The organism is Flavobacterium sp. LAR06, from assembly GCF_041946075.1.
Taxonomy (GTDB): Bacteria; Bacteroidota; Bacteroidia; order Flavobacteriales; family Flavobacteriaceae; genus Flavobacterium.
Genome location: NZ_JAUTYT010000010.1, coordinates 1 through 19,415, shown reverse-complemented (window position 1 = coordinate 19,415; position 19,415 = coordinate 1). Strand labels below are relative to the sequence as shown.

At 34.9% G+C, this 19,415-nt stretch carries 20 protein-coding genes and 1 tRNA gene; 18 read left to right on the top strand and 3 right to left on the bottom strand.

What is annotated here, in order from left to right; genetic code table 11:
- Positions 1-110: 110 nt before the first annotated feature.
- The 3 genes from Q7C23_RS14885 to Q7C23_RS14875 all read right to left on the bottom strand — a co-directional run bounded on the left by Q7C23_RS14885 (position 111) and on the right by Q7C23_RS14875 (position 2,435).
- The gene (locus tag Q7C23_RS14885; protein WP_375033282.1) at positions 111-332 is read right to left on the bottom strand and encodes a hypothetical protein; all 222 of its coding nucleotides are present in this window, start codon (positions 330-332) and stop codon (positions 111-113) included.
- 258 nt (positions 333-590) lie between these two features.
- Positions 591-1,991, bottom strand: a complete 1,401-nt coding sequence (locus Q7C23_RS14880; protein ID WP_375033281.1) for a hypothetical protein — start codon at positions 1,989-1,991, stop codon at positions 591-593.
- Between the two features lie 84 nt (positions 1,992-2,075).
- A complete protein-coding gene (locus Q7C23_RS14875) occupies positions 2,076-2,435 on the bottom strand; it encodes a hypothetical protein (protein ID WP_375033280.1) in 360 nt (119 codons plus the stop codon).
- A 246-nt stretch (positions 2,436-2,681) separates the two neighbouring features.
- Here Q7C23_RS14875 and Q7C23_RS14870 point away from each other — a divergent pair, with 246 nt between their 5' ends.
- The 18 genes from Q7C23_RS14870 to Q7C23_RS14785 all read left to right on the top strand — a co-directional run bounded on the left by Q7C23_RS14870 (position 2,682) and on the right by Q7C23_RS14785 (position 19,200).
- Positions 2,682-2,819, top strand: coding sequence for a hypothetical protein (locus tag Q7C23_RS14870; protein WP_375033279.1), 138 nt, complete (start codon positions 2,682-2,684; stop codon positions 2,817-2,819).
- Positions 2,820-2,968: 149 nt separating this feature from the next.
- Positions 2,969-4,177, top strand: coding sequence for an anhydro-N-acetylmuramic acid kinase (locus Q7C23_RS14865; protein ID WP_375033278.1), 1,209 nt, complete (start codon positions 2,969-2,971; stop codon positions 4,175-4,177).
- 228 nt (positions 4,178-4,405) lie between these two features.
- Entirely contained in the window at positions 4,406-5,977 is a 1,572-nt protein-coding gene (locus Q7C23_RS14860; protein WP_375033277.1) for a glycoside hydrolase family 10 protein, read from the top strand.
- Positions 5,964-7,286, top strand: a complete 1,323-nt coding sequence (locus Q7C23_RS14855; RefSeq protein WP_375033276.1) for an MFS transporter — start codon at positions 5,964-5,966, stop codon at positions 7,284-7,286. Before Q7C23_RS14860 ends, Q7C23_RS14855 begins: the two co-directional genes overlap by 14 nt.
- 22 nt (positions 7,287-7,308) lie before the next feature.
- Positions 7,309-7,650 carry a tetratricopeptide repeat protein gene (locus tag Q7C23_RS14850; protein WP_056188821.1) on the top strand — a complete coding sequence of 114 codons (342 nt, stop codon included), beginning with the start codon at positions 7,309-7,311 and terminating at the stop codon, positions 7,648-7,650.
- A 24-nt stretch (positions 7,651-7,674) separates the two neighbouring features.
- On the top strand, positions 7,675-8,124 hold the full coding sequence (locus tag Q7C23_RS14845) for a GNAT family N-acetyltransferase (RefSeq protein ID WP_375033275.1): 450 nt from the start codon (positions 7,675-7,677) through the stop codon (positions 8,122-8,124).
- A 2-nt stretch (positions 8,125-8,126) separates the two neighbouring features.
- Positions 8,127-9,740: a glycoside hydrolase family 3 protein gene (locus Q7C23_RS14840; RefSeq protein WP_375033274.1), complete on the top strand. Its 1,614-nt coding sequence runs from the start codon at positions 8,127-8,129 to the stop codon at positions 9,738-9,740.
- A gap of 137 nt (positions 9,741-9,877) precedes the next feature.
- On the top strand, positions 9,878-10,516 hold the full coding sequence (locus Q7C23_RS14835; protein WP_026985957.1) for a peroxiredoxin: 639 nt from the start codon (positions 9,878-9,880) through the stop codon (positions 10,514-10,516).
- Positions 10,517-10,774: 258 nt separating this feature from the next.
- Complete coding sequence (locus tag Q7C23_RS14830; protein WP_007805605.1) at positions 10,775-11,083, top strand: co-chaperone YbbN; 309 nt, start codon at positions 10,775-10,777, stop codon at positions 11,081-11,083.
- 20 nt (positions 11,084-11,103) lie between these two features.
- Positions 11,104-11,361 carry a DUF6952 family protein gene (locus Q7C23_RS14825; protein WP_017495510.1) on the top strand — a complete coding sequence of 86 codons (258 nt, stop codon included), beginning with the start codon at positions 11,104-11,106 and terminating at the stop codon, positions 11,359-11,361.
- A 567-nt stretch (positions 11,362-11,928) separates the two neighbouring features.
- Entirely contained in the window at positions 11,929-12,426 is a 498-nt protein-coding gene (gene tpx / locus Q7C23_RS14820; RefSeq protein ID WP_375033273.1) for a thiol peroxidase, read from the top strand.
- Positions 12,427-12,436: 10 nt separating this feature from the next.
- Positions 12,437-12,811, top strand: coding sequence for a diacylglycerol kinase family protein (locus tag Q7C23_RS14815; protein ID WP_375033272.1), 375 nt, complete (start codon positions 12,437-12,439; stop codon positions 12,809-12,811).
- 15 nt (positions 12,812-12,826) lie between these two features.
- On the top strand, positions 12,827-15,280 hold the full coding sequence (locus Q7C23_RS14810; RefSeq protein ID WP_375033271.1) for a DNA translocase FtsK: 2,454 nt from the start codon (positions 12,827-12,829) through the stop codon (positions 15,278-15,280).
- 7 nt (positions 15,281-15,287) lie between these two features.
- Positions 15,288-15,980, top strand: coding sequence for an outer membrane lipoprotein carrier protein LolA (locus Q7C23_RS14805; RefSeq protein ID WP_228519085.1), 693 nt, complete (start codon positions 15,288-15,290; stop codon positions 15,978-15,980).
- A 7-nt stretch (positions 15,981-15,987) separates the two neighbouring features.
- Positions 15,988-17,439 carry an LptF/LptG family permease gene (locus Q7C23_RS14800; RefSeq protein WP_375033270.1) on the top strand — a complete coding sequence of 484 codons (1,452 nt, stop codon included), beginning with the start codon at positions 15,988-15,990 and terminating at the stop codon, positions 17,437-17,439.
- Positions 17,440-17,444: 5 nt separating this feature from the next.
- Positions 17,445-18,575: a 3,4-dihydroxy-2-butanone-4-phosphate synthase gene (ribB, locus tag Q7C23_RS14795; protein WP_375033269.1), complete on the top strand. Its 1,131-nt coding sequence runs from the start codon at positions 17,445-17,447 to the stop codon at positions 18,573-18,575.
- A 1-nt stretch (position 18,576) separates the two neighbouring features.
- A complete protein-coding gene (locus tag Q7C23_RS14790; protein ID WP_375033268.1) occupies positions 18,577-18,966 on the top strand; it encodes an acyl-CoA thioesterase in 390 nt (129 codons plus the stop codon).
- 149 nt (positions 18,967-19,115) lie between these two features.
- Positions 19,116-19,200: transfer RNA gene (locus tag Q7C23_RS14785), tRNA-Ser, on the top strand.
- Positions 19,201-19,415: the final 215 nt, after the last annotated feature.

Sequence of the window (19,415 nt, the reverse complement as noted above, 5' to 3'; positions counted from 1 at the left end):
AGGGCTTGGGCTGTAGGTTTCATAAGAAGTTTTGTTATAAAATTAATTGACAAGAAATAGTTACCCAACAATGCCCACATGCAATATTTACAATCCCTGCTTACAGCACTTTATTTTGATTTGTTGACAGTGTAAATTCCACCCACAAGTAAAATGACACCCAGCCCTAAATAAAGGTATCCCTGTTGTTTACCGGATTCGTTGGACGCATTAATTTTTAGTCCTAATAAATTAATTTCTTTTGTATTATCAGCTATTTTGTTGACACCAATATATCCCGCACCGAGACTAATAACGATTAGAATTATTCCTATTATTTTTGATGGATTCATGTTTTTTGAATTTAATTGTTTCTCTAATTTAAGAAAAATATTTTTCAATCAGATGATAATATTCATTTTATCCTAATTGATAAGGGAACATGAAACCCTTCAATCCCAAATAAACACTTTAGAAAACAGCTTTTTTTGGTTGAATGAATTAGCCGAAGTTTTAAATCCTTATTTGAGTTGGAATACGAAAGGATTTTCCTCCCGACACTTCGGGACCATCAGGGCTAGGGGACTTTTTTCATAAGAAAGTCTATCCTCTTATAATTTTCTATTCGTTATTTCTCCGTTCTCATTAAACAGGACACACGGAAATTGAATTCCGGAAAACTTCCCAAATTCTGAATAATCATGATTAAGTACTTTTTCTCCCTCCAATATATACAATAAAACCCTATTATCTGGTAATAAGAACCAAACTGAATTATCGGTGCTCTGTTCGTCATTTAATTCAAAAAATATGGTTTTCTCAATGAATTTTTGATCAAATCTATAATTACAGCCGCAATGATTTTTTTCTGAAGTTTTTATGGCTTCACTAATATCAAAAGTTGGTTTGATATCATTTACTGCATACCAATTTAAACTTTTTACATAATCATCCTGCTTTTTCCATTCTGTCGGATTTTTATTTACGCCATCAATATTATAAGCATTCACGGCATTATTATTCGTGTAATAAATGTCAAGTTTTAAATTTGGATTGTTTTCTAAATTTTCTCTAATGAATTTTATTGACTGAACTCTTTTTACAATTTCCTCATAATCTGATTTTATGGAGTCTCTTGAATACAGTGAATTCCCTTGTTTTGTTACTAAAAACTGAAGATAGACATTCGGAAGCATTTTGGCATTTTTCAATTTGATCTTAAAAGTTTTTGTCCCATGCCCTATGTATCTTCCAAAGGCATACATTTCTCCAAAGGATAAAATATTAAAATCGGATTTTAATTCATTTATCTCTTTTGAGTAAGTATAAGCCGATAATTTATAAAGCGCATCATCATTATTTCTAATTATGTTATTGACTAAATATTTCAGCAATTCATTTCCTTCAAGAGGTTTCTGAATTTTAGATTTAGTATTAAAAACTTCATTTAGTATTTTCTCAATTTCAAAATTATAAATGAGATCCTTATTATCATTCTCAAAAGGCATTGCGTAACTCCAAACATACTTTCTGGATTTAAAAGTTTTTTTAGACTGCGTATTTTGAAAAATCTCAATCACAAATTGATTGCGATAAGAATTGTGCATGCCATAACAACAGCCATTAGATAGATACTCATTAAGTTGCTTTTTGTATAGATCTATGTTCTTTAAAACTTTAAAAATGTATTCTTTTTGTTCCTGATTCCATGCAATTTCAGGTTCACTATTGTAAAGGCTCAATAATTTCTCAGGATTATTTTTTATGTAGTTGGTGTCAATTTTAAATTTTGATAATAATTGAGTTGTATCATCAACTTTTTGTAATTCCAGCAATAAATTCTTGATTGCTTTTTGATTTTTAATAACCTTCCTTTCTGTTTTAAACTCTTTGTCAGTGTCATCAAACTGATTAACATAAGTAATTTTAGAAATGACTATTTTTTCAGCTAAATCCTGAGATTTTGCTGAAAAGGAAATTATCAATAATAGTAGAAGATTTTTTTTAACCATACTTGAACTTATATTTAATTAAATACTTCCAGAAGAACTCTATACGACATAAAAACACATCCAAAATCTTTTCCCTCGATTCCCTCAATAATGACCCAACCCAAAATTCCTTTTATTTATAAGTTGATACAATTCATGTTCAATAAATTCAGGAGTATAATTTAATTTTTGATATTCAGGATGTGTTCTAATAAGCTCTGAAAATTTCCATTGTGAAAACTTAATTTCATCTACAGTAATATCATAAGCATAAATAACTCCATCTTTCTCTGCCGTACAACCGCTTCCGTGAAACCAATATTCAATTCCGTCTATACTTCCTTTTCTTTCAAAATAAGTACTTGAAAATGAACACGGATTTATATCTTGTTTGTCCTTAGTTTTTAATAAAGTTTCAAAATGCCTTATAAAATTGACGTAGTTGGTTAAAATTTCTTCGATCATAATTATTGCAAATTCCTAATTGGAATCGAATATAAGTTATTTTCAATAATACTCGGAATTAATTCAAAAACTTCTTTTTACACATAAGGGTTTTAGGATATTTGCCTTTCCTAAATTACAGAATCATGACATCTAAAAAACTTTTGCCCATGTGGTTTGGTGGCGGTATTGGAAACAACCGTAACACTTCTGTAAGTGTAGGACACCTTAGCCTCATGGGTTTTATATTTCCTAAATTACAGAGTTATGAGTACCAACACCCTTTCAAAAGAAGCCGAAAAAAGGCTGACAGATTTTTTCAACCATACAATAGAACCTGAAGGAATGGCCAAGGCAATAAGGCAATTAAATTATTTACTCGCTAGGAGTTTTGAGGGAACATGAAATCCTTCACACCCAAATAAACACCTCAGAAAATAGCTTTTTTACGGAAAACCTTACCTAAAAAAAATCCTCAACTTTCCCTAAATTTATCCCCAAATAAATCCCATTTTAGCATTACCAAATAAAACACTTCCTTAAAACAGCATTTAATGAATAAAAATATAAGTGCCCTTTTTGAAATCGCTCAAAAAGAGACCCGAAAAATAATAGGTTTAATGTCCGGAACTTCGCTTGACGGATTGGATATTGCGCTTTGTGCTATTTCTGGCGCGGGCGAAAATACCGCTGTAAAAATTCTGGAATTCGAAACCATCCCTTATACCGAAGACATTAAATCCGAAATCCGTAAAGTGTTTGCCCAGAAAACCATCGATTTTCAGCATTTGGCTTTATTAAACGAATGGATCGGTCTTTTGCACGCCGGTATGGTCAACGATTGTCTTCAAAAATGGAATATCCCCGCGCACGAAGTCGACTTAATTGCCTCACACGGGCAAACGGTTTTGCACGCTCCGAAGTTTTTACATCAGCAGGAAAAATTCCCCAATGCGACTTTGCAAATTGGTGACGGCGATCATATTGCCGTAAAAACCGGAATTATAACCTTATCTGATTTCAGACAAAAACACGTGGCTGGCGGTGGCGAAGGTGCGCCTTTGGCGGTTTATGGCGATTATTTATTGTTCAGCAAAAAAGGCGAAAACCGCATTATGCTCAACATGGGCGGCATCGCTAATTTCACCTATTTACCCGCTTCCCAAAACGCCGAGGAAGTTTTTGTAACCGATACCGGAACGGCAAATACTTTAATCGACATTTTTACGAAACACTTTTTCCCTGAAAAAAGTTACGATAAAGATGCCGAAATCGCCCAAACCGGAACCGTAAACCAAACCCTTTTAACCGAATTAAAAAGCAATGCTTTCTTCCAGAAAAGCTTCCCCAAAACCATCGGTCAGGAATTGTTCAATAAAGCTTTTGTCGATTCGGCTTTGGCAAAAACCAAACTCGAAAATATTTCGGCACCAGATTTGCTTGCCACTTTAACAAGACTAAGCGCCGAAACGATTGCAGAAGCGATACTGTTTGTCGTAAAAAACACGGGAACGCCAATCGAAGATTTCACAGTTTATATGTCCGGCGGAGGCGCAAGCAATCCGTTATTGGTAAAGGGATTAAAAGAATTATTGTCGTGCCCGTTTCAAAAAAGTGACGATCTCGGCATTTCAGGTGACGCGAAAGAAGCGGTTTTATTTGCCGTTTTAGCCAATGAAACGGTTGCTGGTGGCGATTATAACTTTGGCACAAAAAAAGGAATTCCCTCCGTCACAATGGGAAAAATTTCATTTCCAGATTGAGAGAAAAAAATAGCCACGAATTCACTAATTATTTTTTTTAATACTTTGTACAAAAATAATTCATGAATTCGTGGCGAAAAAAAAAGCATTAATCATTATAATCCTGTAATCTGTGGCAAAAAACACACATAAGAAATTCAAATTAATACCGTTAAAATTATAATCTATTAATTATTTACGATAATCAGCTAAAAAAACTATTTTTGGTTTCTGTTAAAAAAGATTGCAATGCATAAAAATCAGCCACTACTATTCTCTATCATATTCTTACTTTTCTTAGGATGGACATCCAACGCGCAGGAAAAACTACTACATCCTAAAAACGAATTTAGAGGGGTGTGGATCGCTACCGTCGTCAATATCGACTGGCCCAAAACAGCCATGGACGGTGTTAACAAAGAAAAAGCAGACTACATTGCCACATTAGAAGCGTATAAAAAATTAAATTATAATGCCGTAATTGTTCAGATTCGTAGTGTTGGAGATGCTTTTTATCCTTCAGAATTAGCGCCTTGGTCCCGTTTTTTAACGGGTAAGGAAGGTCAGGCTCCCAATCCGTATTACGATGCATTGGCCTGGATGATTGAGGAAGCACATACCAGAGGTTTCGAATTTCACGCCTGGCTGAATCCGTATCGTGCGACTTTCGATTTAAACAAACAGCAATTGAGTCCAACTCACGACATTTTCAAACATCCGGAATGGATGATCGAATACGCCGGAAAAATATATTACGATCCTGCGTTGCCTGAAGTTCAGGAACATTTAACGAAAGTCGTAAAAGAAGTTGTTGATAAATACGACATCGACGCGATTCATTTTGATGATTACTTCTACCCTTACACCGTTCCCGGAAAAACATTTAACGACAACGCCTCATACAAAAAATACGGATCAGGCTTAAGCCTTGCCGATTGGCGTCGTGCGAATGTGAGTAATTTTGTGCACACGATTTCTACGACTATAAAAGCCAGCAAACCGTGGGTGCAATTCGGAATCAGTCCGTTTGGAGTTTGGAGAAATAAATCACAGGACCCTAAAGGTTCTGAAACGCAATCGACATCCAACTACGACGATTTATACGCTGATCCTGTTTTATGGATGGACCAAAAATGGATCGATTATATCATGCCGCAATTGTATTGGAGCATGAATAATCCGAGAGCTTCTTATTCTAAATTGGTAAAATGGTGGTCAGAAAACTCTAATAATACTGCCCTTTATATCGGTCACGCTTCCTACAAAATCAGAGGCGATGCTGATAAAAGCTGGAACTATTTAACTGAAATTCCAACCCAGATTGATTATGCCAGAAGTTTCAAAAAAGTAGGCGGAAGTGCTTATTTCAGTGCCAAATGGTTTACAGATAAAAATTTTGATATTGTTCGTCTTTTAGAAGAAAATCAATATAAATATCCTGCACTTCCGGCTCCGGTTCCCAATTTAAAACATGTCATTATTGACACACCTGTGGTTACTGAATTTGGACAGGACAGTTTGAAATACAGGTTCACTATTAAGGATCCGTTGAATACCAAAGTGCGCTATATGGTACTTTACGGTGCAGATCATATTTCGAAAATCGATATTAATGATGCCCGTCAAATCATCGACAAAGTGGTAGTACGCCAGGACACCGGGGATATTTTAATTTCGGCTACTGCTGCAAAAATGAATCCGTATAAAGCTTGCGCTGTAACATTTATTGATTATTTTGCAAACGAAAGTACACCTACTATTATTGACTTAAAAAAGCCATTTAAAATAGCTTACCCTAACCAACCAAATGAAAACAGATAATAAACCCTGGTATTGGATTCCGCTTTTAAATTTTGCGTCTGGATTGCCTTACGCCGTCATCATTTCCGTTTCGGTTATCATGTACAAAAATCTCGGAATCTCTAATGAAGACATTGGAGTTTACACCAGTTTATTATATCTGCCCTGGGTTATCAAACCACTTTGGAGTCCGTTTATTGAATTAAACGGAACCAAAAGAAAATGGTTTCTTTCGATGCAATTGCTTATTTCGATTGCGTTTCTGTTGGTCGGTTTCACCATTCCAGCTAGTGGATTTTTCATCATGACATTGGCGATATTTTGGGTTGCGGCCTTTGCTTCGGCTTCTAATGATATTGCCAGCGATGGTTTTTATTTATTGGTTTTACCAAAAGAACAGCAATCGTTTTTCCTCGGCATCAGAAGTACTTTTTACCGACTTTCACTTTTAGCAGGAAACGGATTAATCGTTTTGTTTGCCGGATATTTAGAACACAAATATGGAGATAATACCAAAGCATGGTCGTACACGATGATTGCTGTTGGTTTGTTAATGACGGTTATTACCATTTATAATTTCGTTTTTACTCCAAAAAATGAAATCAATGCTAGTGAAAATACGGCAGAAGTTCATCATCAAAACTTCGCCACTATCTTTATCAGTTTCTTTAAGAAAAAACAAATCGGTTTAGTATTGGCTTTTATTTTGTTATTTCGTTTAGGCGAATCACAATTACTTAAAATGCTAAGTCCTTTTTTATTAGACAAAAAAGAAATAGGCGGAATGGGATTAGACACTGAAGCTGTTGGAATTATCTACGGAACTTTAGGAATTTTCGCTTTAACAGTTGGCGGTATTTTGGGCGGTATTGCGATCTCTAAACAAGGGCTTACCAAATGGATGTTTCCTATGTTTTTGGCTATGCATTTACCAATCATTGGCTTTATTGGATTGGCTCATTTTCAGCCGGAAGAAATTTTCCATCTGCATATAAACCTTTATTTTTTCGAAATAAATTCCCCACTTAATCTTTATACTTGCATCACTGTCATATTAGAACAGTTTGGATACGGTTTTGGATTTACCGGCTTTATGATGTTCTTAATACATGTTGCCGAAGGAGAATCAAAAACAGCACATTACGCGCTTGCAACCGGATTTATGGCTTTAGGAATGATGCTTCCTGGAATGTTAAGCGGTTATATACAACAATTTTTAGGCTATCAGAACTTTTTTGTATGGGTGCTGTTAGCTACAATTCCAGGCCTTATTTTATCACGTTTTTTAATTTTCCCGAAAGATTTTGGGAAAAAATCGGAAGAAGTTTAACCCCAAATCAAACATCTTAAATATGGAATTCAACGAAAATCTACAAGCCGAACGCAACCTAAAAGGAGCTGAGTTCGAGAAAACAGGAGATTTTGAAAAAGCAATTGAAGTATATGAAGAAAATGTCGCGGAAAGCTTTAAAGGAAATCATCCTTATGATCGGTTAGCTACGATCTACAAAAACCAAAATGATATTGACAACGAAATTCGGGTTCTTGAAAAAGCTATCATTGTTTTTGAAGAAATCACACTCGAAGACCGACTGGAAGGTTTACCGAAACTTTTCCGTTTCAAAAACCGATTAGAAAAAGCAATTGAAACCAAAAAACAATTGGCTAAGCAAAAGAAAGCAAAATTGAAATAAAGCATAAACTTTTACGCATTTATCATGATTACGCTCAAAAGAACAAACTCTGACGATATTGATTTTATAAATCTCGTTGCTTTGTTAGATAAAGATTTAGCAATTAGAGACGGAGAAGATCACGCCTTTTACAATCAGTTTAATAAAACAGATAAGATAAAACATACTATCGTTTATTATGAAAACGGTGTTCCTGCAGGCTGTGGCGCTTTTAGGGAAAAAGAATCAGATACAGTCGAAATCAAACGTATGTTCGTTCATCCCGATTACAGAAAAAAAGGAATTGCATCTGCCATTCTGAAGGAACTGGAAATTTGGGCGAAAGAAACAGGTTATGATTACACGATTTTAGAAACCGGAAAAAAACAGCCGGAAGCTATTAATCTATACCAAAAACAAGATTACACTATCATTTCAAATTATCCGCCTTACGAGGCTATGGAGAATAGTGTTTGCATGAAAAAGACTTTATAATAATGAAAATGACAGCTGAAGCATTAAGACAAAAAGTGGGACAATTCTTTTTTCCCGCAGTTTTCATCAACGATACCGAAGAAAATATTCAGGAAACCGAACGTTTAATAAAAGAACACAATATCGGCGGACTGACTTTTTTTCACAGCCGTGCAAGTGCGGCTACGAACTATGAAAGCAAGAAAAAAGTGGTGCTTAATGATGACAGTTATCAAAAAATAAAAGAACTGATTGTTCGTTATCAACAATCGGCTTCTACCCCACTTTTAATCAGCATAGACGCCGAATGGGGTTTAGCCATGCGCATCGAAAAAACACCGCAATATCCGTACGCGATTACGCTTGGCGCTTTGCCGGAAAGCAAATCTAATTTGGTTTACGGAGTTGGAAAACAAATTGGTTTAGACTTAAAAGCAGCCGGAATTCATTATAACTTATCGCCTCTGGCAGACATCAACAACAATCCGAATAATCCGGTTATTGGTTATCGTTCTTTTGGCGAAAACAAAGGAAAAGTAGCCCATTTTGCTGTTGAATATTTGAATGGAATGTCTGAAGTTGGCGTTTTAGGCTGCCTGAAACACTTTCCCGGACACGGAAATACCAATGTCGATTCGCATTTAGGATTGCCGGTTTTAAAGGAAACTTTAGAAGAATTATTAGAAAACGAATTATATCCTTTCATCAAAGGAATCGAAAATAATGTCGATTCGATTATGATTGGACATTTGGCGGTTCCAAGTTTAAATGACGGAAAAGATACTTCGGCTACTTTATCAAAAGCGGTTATTCAGACCCTTTTGCGTGAAAAATTAGGTTACGATGGTCTGGTTATTTCTGATGCTTTAAACATGCACAGTGTTTCTAAATTGTACGAAACAAAAGGCGATTTAGAATGGGAAGCCTTCAACGCCGGAAACGATGTGTTATGTTTTGCTGAAAATGTTCCGGAAGGAATTGAATCTATTCTTAAAAATGCTTCTCCGGAAAGAATCGAAGAAAGTTTCAACAGAATTATGAAAGCCAAGAAAAAAGTTGGAATTTTATCTGAAGACAACTTTACTTCAGGCGAATTAAACTTCAAAAAAGCATCAGAACTTAATTTAGAAATCGCTCAGGATTCCATTACAAAAATCATTGACAATTCCAATACAGAATTGGCTTTTGAAGCGCAGAAAAACAATCAATTCGCCAAATTGAGTTTGTATAAAAATGTAGAAAATACGTTCTTCCAAACTATAAATTCCAAACTAAAGTCGCCAGAATTTGCTTTTGAAAGCCTGGAAGTTTCTGATATTGATATAATTAAAAAAGAGTTGGATAATTTCGAAACGATTCTAATTTCTTTATTTGTTCCGAAGGCAAAACCTATGAACAATTTCGAAATTAATGACGAAGTTTTAGCATTGCTTTCAGACCTGCTTCAAACCAAAAAATGTATCGTTTATGTTTTCGGAAATCCGTACGTTTTACCTATTATTCCGAATCTTTCTAAGGCTTCGGGACTCATTCAGGTGTATCAGGATTTTGAAGAATTTCAAAAAAATGCAGGAATTCAATTTTTAGAAAACAAAACCTGCAATGGAATTCTTCCTGTAAACATTGACCTTCAATAACTTACAAAAACATTACCGCCAGACATAACTAAATACTATCACTTAATAAATTTTTATAATTACATCTTATTGTAAGTAACTCTACTTATACCCTACTTTTGCATCACAAATAAATTTTTAACTTTAAAACGAATAAGATGTCTTTAGTAGGAAAAAAATTCCCAAGTATTGCAGTAGATGCTATCTCAGAAATGGGTGATAACTTAAAAATCAACATTTTTGAAGAAGCAGTAAACAACAACAAAAAAGTATTATTGTTCTGGTACCCAAAAGATTTTACTTTTGTATGCCCAACTGAATTACACGCCTTTCAAGCTGCATTACCAGAATTTGAAAAAAGAAATACTATCGTAATTGGAGCTTCATGCGACACAAACGAAGTTCACTTTGCCTGGTTAAATACTCCAAAAAACAATGGTGGAATCGAAGGTGTAACTTACCCAATCTTAGCGGATACAAACCGTAACTTATCTAACATTTTAGGAATTTTAGATATCGATTCTACAGAATACAGCGAAGAAACTGATTCAGTTATCATCGAAGGTTCAAACGTAACTTACAGAGCGACTTACTTAATTGACGAAACTGGAAAAATCTTCCACGAAAGTGTTAACGATATGCCATTAGGACGTAACGTAAACGAGTACTTACGTATGGTTGACGCTTACACACACATTCAAACTAAAGGTGAAGTTTGTCCTGCAAACTGGGAAGCTGGTAAAGAAGCGATGTCTGCAGACAGATTGAGTACTGCTGAGTACTTGAGTGCTAACTAAGAAAAAATAAATTCCAAATTTTTGAAATTCCAAATTCCAATTTTGGGATTTGGAATTTCTAAATTGGAAATTTCATTTCAAAAAAATCAATAACATTTCAATATTTAATCTTTTAAATTTCAATTGTAAGATTTGGAATTTGGAATTTATAAAGCTGGAATTTCATTTCAAAAAATAACATTTCAAAATAGATTTCTACGTTCAATCACAAGATTTGGAATTTGGATTTAAAAAATTTGGAATTTAAATTTATAAGGTATGTTAATCGACTTAAACGAAGATACGTTAGCAGATTTAGTTGCTAAAAACGAAAAAGTAGTAGTACAATATTCAGCTTCATGGTGTGGAAATTGCCGTATTATGAAACCAAAATTCAAAAAATTAGCAACAGAAAATGAAGCTATCACTTTTGTTTTGGTTGATGCTGAAAATTCTCCGGAATCAAGAAAATTAGCCAATGTAAGCAACTTGCCTACTTTCGCTACTTTCGTAAACGGACAATTGGTTGGAGAAACACAAACCAACAAACAAGAAGTTTTAATCGACTTGGTAAACGCAATTGCGTAAGTAATCTAAAAATCTAAAAAATGAAATTACCCGTAATAAAGCAATTGACCCAATTTATCGAAGAAAACGACCAGGATTATATCATCGAAACGATTGAAGTTCTGGAAGCGATGACTGAGATTCCGTCTCTAAAAGATGAAGAATTAGATGTAATTGGCGAATTGATCTCCAACATGTATGGTGCGCTTGAAGTACATAAAATGGTAGTTCAGGGCACAGATAAAAAAGAAGCTTTAAATGCGTTCATGAAACGTGTTTTAGGTTCTATCGACAAATAGTCGGCCTCTTTCAAAGAAAAAACAAAAAAATAGGACTGAAGAAGCGTTTCTGGATAAGAGACGCTTTTTTTGTGGGGAAAAGTTAGGTGTTAGAAGTTCTTGGTTAATTGTTTATTAAAATTCAAAATTAACTATCATTATAATTTTGGCGAGCGGAAAAAGATCATAGAGTAAAGAGAATAAAACAAAGAGGAAAGAATAAAGAAATAGTAAACATAAAGTATGTCGTCCCGAACGAGGGATCCACGTAAGTAGTTCGACAAAGATTGGCGATTTAGATTGGCGATTTAGATTGAGGAGTTTCTTACGGGGATCCCTCGTTCCTCGGGATGACAAAAATGCGAACAAACCTTTATTCAACACAAAACAACAAATAAAAAAAAAAACAGTCCAAACCCGCCAAAATCCGTGTCATCCGCGTGCCCTCTCACCCCAATCAAATACTAAAACACACCCTTTTCCCGTTACTCTTAAAACTCGCCTAATTGTGCTCACAACCCATAACAAATACTTTTAGATTCAAATATTAATCCTTACTTTTGAACCTCATTAATTTAAACAAATATCATGGCTTCAATAACATTAGGCGGAAATCCTATTCATACTTCAGGAGAATTACCAACAGTTGGATCACAACTAGCTGATTTTAAATTAGTACAAAACGATTTATCAGTAGCTTCACTAAGCAACTTCGCTGGTAAAAAATTAGTTTTAAACATTTTCCCAAGTATTGATACAGGAACTTGTGCAACTTCTGTTAGAAAATTCAACGAAAATGCAAGCAATTTAGAAAACACAACTGTACTTTGTATTTCAAGAGATTTACCATTCGCTCAAAAACGTTTTTGTGGTGCTGAAGGTTTGGAAAATGTAGTAAACTTATCTGATTTCCAGGCTGGAGATTTTGGTAAAACAAACGGTTTAGAAATTGTTGATGGACCATTGGCAGGTTTACACTCAAGAGCAATCATTGTGGTTGATGCTGATGGAAAAGTATTGCACACAGAACAAGTTGCAGAGATTGCAAACGAACCAAATTACGAAGCAGCTTTAGCAGCACTATAATATCCATTAAATGGCATTCGAAAAAGACAATACTTTTGTAACAGGTCGGTTAAAAAGCATGACATATGCTTTTAACGGAGCTGTTAAACTTATAAAAACAGAGCATAGCATTATGGTTCAATTTTCATTGGGAATCATAATGACAATTGCCGGGTTTTACTTTCATATTTCACAAACAGAATGGCTTTGCCAAACACTGGCAATCGGTTTAGTTTTAGGCATTGAAGGATTGAATACAGCAGTTGAAAAAATTGCCGATTTTATTCACCCTGATTACAGTAAACGAATCGGATTTATTAAAGATATTGCGGCTGGTGCAGTATTTTTTGCTGCAATGACAGCGATAGCAATAGGCTTAATTATTTATTTACCCAAATTTATATAGGCAAGGAACGCAAGAATGGCAAAAACAACCAAAAAAGAAACTGTAAATAAAAAAAACGAACCAAACACCGAGAATAAAAGATCTTGGAAGATAACCAAACAACAAAAATTTGTTTTAGGCTGTCTTTTGGTACTCTTTTCTATTGCATTATTAGTGGCATTTATTTCTTTTTATGTCAACGGACAATGGCAAACAGATCAAAGCGCGGTAAGCCATCTTGGCGATCGCTCTGAAGAAGTGCAAAACTGGCTCGGAAAATTCGGAGCTTTTCTTGCTGATCTGCTTGTATACAGAGGTTTTGGCCTTGCTTCTTTTATATTAGTGCGTTTATTTTTCTTAACCGGATTATTTCTGGCCTTAGAAATGTCAACCAAAAGACTGAAAAGCATTTGGTTCTGGGATTTATTTGCCATTATTATTGTTTCTGTCTTATTTGGATTTTTCGCCACTTCAGCACCTGAATTAGGCGGAACTATTGGGTACGAACTGAATTTATTTTCACAGGATTACATAGGAAAAACAGGAACTTTATTGGCCTTGCTTTTTGGATTGATCGTGTATTTAATTTTCAAAATAAAGCTATCTCCGGAGAAAATTCAATCTTATTTTGATTCCACTAAAAATGAATTCAAATCAGAACTGGATGCTTTAAAAACACCGCAACAACCTGAAAGTGCTTACAATTTAGAAGAATTTGCTATTGAAGAAGAAGATCCTGAATTAGACAATATTCATTTAAAAACAGAAGACACTCAATTCGAAATCAACAAAGAGGCTTTAAAACCAACCATTTCAAATTCATCAGAAATTGATTTAAATCCGGTTATAAAACCAGTTCAAATGGATATCAAACCAGCAACAGTAACTGCTCCGGTTCATACTGAAGAATTTGTTGTTGAAAAACCTGAAGAGGAAGATATTATCGAAGAAAACCTGGCTTCTCGCCTGGTTGCCGATTTTGGTTTATTTGACCCGACTTTGGATTTATCGAATTATAAATTCCCAACTATCGATTTATTAAAAGAATATTCGACTGGCGGAATTACAATCAATCAGGAAGAATTAGAAGAAAATAAAAACAAAATTGTAGACACACTTCGTAACTACAAAATTGAAATTGCACAGATTAAAGCAACCGTTGGTCCATCGGTAACTTTATACGAAATTGTACCGGAAGCCGGAATCAGAATCTCTAAAATTAAGAGTTTAGAAGATGATATTGCGTTGTCATTATCCGCTTTAGGAATTCGTATTATTGCGCCAATTCCAGGAAAAGGAACAATTGGTATCGAGGTTCCGAACAAGAATCCAACTATGGTTTCAATGAAAAGCGTTATTGGATCAGCTAAATTTCAGGAAGCTGAAATGGAGTTACCAATCGCTCTGGGAAAAACAATTTCAAACGAAACTTTTGTTGTCGATTTAGCCAAAATGCCTCACCTTTTGATGGCGGGTGCTACCGGACAAGGAAAATCGGTAGGATTGAATGCAGTTCTAACTTCTCTTTTATACAAAAAACATCCGGCCGAAGTAAAATTCGTTTTGGTAGATCCGAAAAAAGTAGAGTTAACCTTATTCAATAAAATTGAAAGACATTATTTAGCCAAACTTCCTGATACTGAAGATGCCATTATTACAGACAACGCCAAAGTAGTGAACACTTTAAACTCTCTTTGTGTTGAAATGGATAATCGTTATTCACTATTGAAAGATGCGATGGTTCGTAATATTAAAGAATACAACGATAAATTTAAAGCCAGAAAATTAAATCCAGAAGCAGGACATCGCTTCTTACCTTATATTATATTGGTTGTCGATGAGTTCGCCGACTTGATTATGACTGCAGGAAAAGAAGTCGAAATTCCGATTGCGCGTTTGGCACAGTTAGCGCGTGCTATTGGTATTCACTTGATTATCGCGACACAGAGACCATCGGTTAACGTAATTACAGGTTTAATTAAAGCGAATTTCCCTGCGAGAATTGCTTTTAGGGTAACGTCAAAAATTGACTCAAGAACAATTTTAGACACACAAGGAGCGGATCAGTTGATTGGTCGTGGAGATTTATTGTACACAAACGGAAATGATGTCGTTCGTGTTCAGTGTGCTTTCATTGACACTCCGGAGGTTGAAAAAATTACAGATTTCATTGGTTCACAAAAAGCGTACGCCACGGCTTATTTGCTTCCAGAGTTCGTTGGAGAAGAAACTGGCATCAATCTTGATATGGATATTTCCGAAAGAGATACTTTATTTAGAGAAGCTGCAGAGATTATTGTCAATGCACAACAAGGTTCCGCTTCATTACTGCAAAGAAAATTAAAATTGGGTTACAACAGAGCCGGTCGTTTGATCGATCAGCTGGAAGCAGCTGGAATTGTTGGTCCGTTTGAAGGCAGTAAAGCAAGAAGTGTAAACATTTCTGACTTAAGTGCTCTTGATCAATTTTTTAACAATGAACAAAATTAATCCCATCATGAAAACGAAAATTCAGGAAATCAACAACAATTCTATCACTAACATGACTAAAAAGTGTTTTCAAATGGCAATTTTATTGCTTTTGAGCTTCACTTCTATTCAGGCACAGGATAAAAAAGCCAAAGATTTATTGAACCAGGTAACAGCAAAAATAAAAAGCTACGATAATATTTCTATTGATTTTAAATACTCTTTAAATAACGCAAAAGAAAATATTAATCAGGACAGCAAAGGAAACGTGATCATGAAAGGCAATCAATATGTATTGAATTTTATGGGTGTTACTAAGATATTTGACGGGCAAAAAAGCTACACTATCAACCCTGAAGACGAAGAAGTTACTATCTCTAAAGTTAATGAGAAAGATGACAATGCGATCACGCCTTCAAAAATGTTGACTTTTTTCAATTCCGGATACAAATACAATATGGACATCGTTCAAAATATTAAAGGAAGAAAAATTCAATACATCAAATTAGCACCAACAAACACTAAGGATCAAAGAAAAGAGATTCTTTTAGGAATTGATGTACAAACAAAACACATCTATAATTTGATTGAAACTGGAAAAAATGGAACAAAAACCACTTTAACCGTTAATTCTTTTAAAACCAATCAGCCTTTATCAAAAAATCAATTTACCTTTGTAGCGAGCAAATATCCAAAATACTACATCAACAAATTAGATTAAACCAAGGTTGAAAATTTTAGACAAATACTTACTAAAAACATTTCTGATTACGTTTACCACGGTATTCGTAATCCTTTTTTTTATATTCATACTTCAAACCGTATGGCTTTTTATCTCTGAATTGGCAGGTAAAGACCTTGATTTGATATTGGTTGTAAAATTCCTTCTTTTTTCAATGCCGAGAATTATACCGTTAGTATTACCACTATCAGTTTTATTAGCATCCATTATGACTTTCGGAAATTTGGCCGAGAATTATGAATTCGCTGCTATGAAATCTTCCGGAATATCCCTTCAAAGAGCAATGCGTGTTTTAATCGCATTTATTTTTGTTTTGAGTATTGTAGCCTTTTGGTTCGCCAATAATGTGATTCCGTTCGCTGAATACAAATTTGTTAATTTCCGAAAAAACATTGCTCAGGCCAAACCGGCCATGGCAATTGCAGAAGGTCAGTTTAACGATGTTGGAACTTATAACATTAAAGTAAATAAGAAATCAGGAGAAAACGGAAACATCCTTACCGGAGTTACGATTCACGAAAAAGCGAATAACGTTGGAGAAAATAAAACCGTTATCAAAGCTAAAAATGGTAAACTGATCAGTAATGAGAAATCCAGTATTTTAAAACTCGTTTTAAATGATGGATATTACTATCAGGACGTCACGCCGAAAAAATATGAGGATCGTGCTAAATTGCCATTTGTAAAAGCCTCTTTCAAAAAGCAAATCATTAATATTGATTTATCGGAACTTAATAAAGTTGATGATAATCAGGAAATCAGCAGTACCAACGGAATGCTGAACGTAAGCGAACTTCGTTATACATTAGACTCTTTAAATAAAAACCTGGACAATGAAATTTTATCCTTTTCAGAAAATATAAATCAGCGTGTTGGATTTAAAAAACAACCTCCAGTAGTAATAAAAAACCCTAAAAAGAAAAAATCGTTACCTAACGATCTTTTATCTCTTTATGACAATAAACAAAAGCTGGACATACTTAAAATGGCGACCAGCAACGTTACCAGTAACATTTATTCCATAGAAGCTACTCAAAAAGAACTAAAAGACAAACAAAGAGATATCAACAAACACTCAACTGCTTTATACGAAAAGTTTGTGATTGCTTTTGCCTGCTTTTTAATGTTTTTCATTGGTGCTCCATTAGGTGCTATTATTCGTAAAGGTGGACTGGGCTTACCTATTGTCTTTGCGGTATTAATTTTTATTACTTTTCATTTCATCAATACTTTTGGAAAAAGGCTTTCACAGGAAGGCGGAATGACTCCCTTTATGGGATCATGGATGTCTTCCTTTATATTACTTCCATTAGCTATTTTATTGACGTATCGTGCTACAAACGACAACGGCTTAATAAACTTTGATGCGATTACAACTCCGATTTCACAACTATTTCAAAAAATTTCTGAACGGTTTACTCCTGCTCAAAAACCATAATAATTATGTCAACAAAAATACAACTGAATACCATTGAAGAAGCTATAGAAGATATTCGTCAAGGTAAAGTAATCATTGTAGTCGATGATGAAGATCGCGAAAACGAAGGTGATTTCCTGGCGGCGGCCGAAAAAGCAACTCCGGAAATGATCAACTTTATGGCTACTCACGGACGCGGGTTAATCTGTACACCACTTACGGAAAGCCGTTGCAAGGAACTTGATTTACGCGCCATGGTAAGCAATAACACTGATCACATGGAAACTGCTTTTACCGTTTCTGTTGATTTAAAAGGCCATGGTGTTACAACAGGAATCTCAGCAGCAGACCGATCTAAAACAGTACAGGCTCTAGTTGATGGCAATACAAAACCACATGATTTAGCGCGCCCAGGGCACATTTTCCCTTTAATCGCAAAACAAGGTGGTGTTTTAAGAAGAACTGGTCATACAGAAGCTGCAATTGATTTCGCAAGATTAGCAGGATTTAAATCTGCCGGTGTTATTTGCGAAATTTTAAATGAAGACGGAACTATGTCTCGCTTACCTGAATTGGTAAAAGTGGCAAAGAAATTCAATTTAAAATTAGTTTCAATTGAAGACTTAGTTGCCTATAGAATGCAGCACGACAGTTTGATCGTTAAAAAAGAAGATTTTGATATCGAAACCCGTTTTGGAACTTTCAGACTAAGAGCTTACGAGCAAACTACCAATAAACAAATTCATATCGCCTTAACTAAAGGAACATGGAATCTTGGAGAGCCAATCTTAACCAGAATCCACTCCTCTCAGGTAAATAATGATTTATTAGGAACTCTAACCAACAACGCCGAACAACAATTAGACGGTATGTTTAAAGTTATTAATGAAAACGGAAAAGGTGCTGTAATTTTTATTAATCAGGATATGCAGGCAGTAAACTTATTAAGCCGTATCTCTGAACTTAAATCATTACAGGCAGGGGGTACAATGAAGGCTCCAAAAGTAATCATTGACAGTAAAGACTACGGAATTGGTGCTCAAATCTTACATGATATCGATATTTCTAAAATTAGATTAGTATCCAATACTGAACAAACAAAACGTGTCGGAATGATTGGCTACGGTCTTGAAATTACTGAATACGTAAACTACTAATATGGGTACATTAGAAGAGAGAATTTCAAAATCTGAGACTCATATATTCAAGGCGGTTTTTCCGAGTACGACGAATCATTATGACACCTTATTTGGAGGAACTGCGCTTCATTTGATGGACGAAGTTGCTTTTATCTGCGCTACAAGATTCAGCCGAAAGAAAATGGTAACCATTTCTACAGGCCAAATTGACTTTAAAAAAGCAATTCCGGCAGGAACTTTAATCGAATTAGTTGCAAAAGTGATTAGCGTTGGAAGAACAAGTTGCAAAATTCATGTGGATATTTTCATGGAACAAATGTATTCCGAGCTTCGTGAAACCGTAGTTTCAGGAACTTTTTCGTTTGTTGCAATCGATGAAAACAAGAAACCAATGCCTATTTTGGATTAATTATATTATTTAACACAAAAATATCCTTTTAGTAAATACTGATTATTAGATACTTGAAAATTAAGTTGAAAAAATCAATGAAAAAGTTTTTATAATCGGAAAAGCGCACTATATTTGCACTCGCAATCAGCAAATGATGGCGACATACTGGAGAAATGGCAGAGCGGTCGAATGCGGCAGTCTTGAAAACTGTTGACTGTAACAGGTCCGGGGGTTCGAATCCCTCTTTCTCCGCTGAACTTGAAACCCTTAACTTTTGTTAAGGGTTTCTTTTTTTTTACTATATTATTTTCTTTGTAAAATAGTTCCAAAAAAATTTTTACAATCGAAAAAACCCCTTATATTTGCACTCGCAATCAGCAAATGATCGCAACATACTGGAGAAATGGCAGAGCGGTCGAATGCGGCAGTCTTGAAAACTGTTGACTGTAACAGGTCCGGGGGTTCGA

Excerpts from the sequence above, each read along its gene's own strand:
- Q7C23_RS14885 (WP_375033282.1), bottom strand. The coding sequence starts at position 332 with ATGAATCCATCAAAAATAATAGGAATAATTCTAATCGTTATTAGTCTC.
- Q7C23_RS14880 (WP_375033281.1), bottom strand. The coding sequence starts at position 1,991 with ATGGTTAAAAAAAATCTTCTACTATTATTGATAATTTCCTTTTCAGCA.
- Q7C23_RS14875 (WP_375033280.1), bottom strand. The coding sequence starts at position 2,435 with ATGATCGAAGAAATTTTAACCAACTACGTCAATTTTATAAGGCATTTT.
- Q7C23_RS14870 (WP_375033279.1), top strand. The coding sequence starts at position 2,682 with ATGAGTACCAACACCCTTTCAAAAGAAGCCGAAAAAAGGCTGACAGAT.
- Q7C23_RS14865 (WP_375033278.1), top strand. The coding sequence starts at position 2,969 with ATGAATAAAAATATAAGTGCCCTTTTTGAAATCGCTCAAAAAGAGACC.
- Q7C23_RS14860 (WP_375033277.1), top strand. The coding sequence starts at position 4,406 with ATGCATAAAAATCAGCCACTACTATTCTCTATCATATTCTTACTTTTC.
- Q7C23_RS14855 (WP_375033276.1), top strand. The coding sequence starts at position 5,964 with ATGAAAACAGATAATAAACCCTGGTATTGGATTCCGCTTTTAAATTTT.
- Q7C23_RS14850 (WP_056188821.1), top strand. The coding sequence starts at position 7,309 with ATGGAATTCAACGAAAATCTACAAGCCGAACGCAACCTAAAAGGAGCT.
- Q7C23_RS14845 (WP_375033275.1), top strand. The coding sequence starts at position 7,675 with ATGATTACGCTCAAAAGAACAAACTCTGACGATATTGATTTTATAAAT.
- Q7C23_RS14840 (WP_375033274.1), top strand. The coding sequence starts at position 8,127 with ATGAAAATGACAGCTGAAGCATTAAGACAAAAAGTGGGACAATTCTTT.
- Q7C23_RS14835 (WP_026985957.1), top strand. The coding sequence starts at position 9,878 with ATGTCTTTAGTAGGAAAAAAATTCCCAAGTATTGCAGTAGATGCTATC.
- Q7C23_RS14830 (WP_007805605.1), top strand. The coding sequence starts at position 10,775 with ATGTTAATCGACTTAAACGAAGATACGTTAGCAGATTTAGTTGCTAAA.
- Q7C23_RS14825 (WP_017495510.1), top strand. The coding sequence starts at position 11,104 with ATGAAATTACCCGTAATAAAGCAATTGACCCAATTTATCGAAGAAAAC.
- tpx (WP_375033273.1), top strand. The coding sequence starts at position 11,929 with ATGGCTTCAATAACATTAGGCGGAAATCCTATTCATACTTCAGGAGAA.
- Q7C23_RS14815 (WP_375033272.1), top strand. The coding sequence starts at position 12,437 with ATGGCATTCGAAAAAGACAATACTTTTGTAACAGGTCGGTTAAAAAGC.
- Q7C23_RS14810 (WP_375033271.1), top strand. The coding sequence starts at position 12,827 with ATGGCAAAAACAACCAAAAAAGAAACTGTAAATAAAAAAAACGAACCA.
- Q7C23_RS14805 (WP_228519085.1), top strand. The coding sequence starts at position 15,288 with ATGAAAACGAAAATTCAGGAAATCAACAACAATTCTATCACTAACATG.
- ribB (WP_375033269.1), top strand. The coding sequence starts at position 17,445 with ATGTCAACAAAAATACAACTGAATACCATTGAAGAAGCTATAGAAGAT.
- Q7C23_RS14790 (WP_375033268.1), top strand. The coding sequence starts at position 18,577 with ATGGGTACATTAGAAGAGAGAATTTCAAAATCTGAGACTCATATATTC.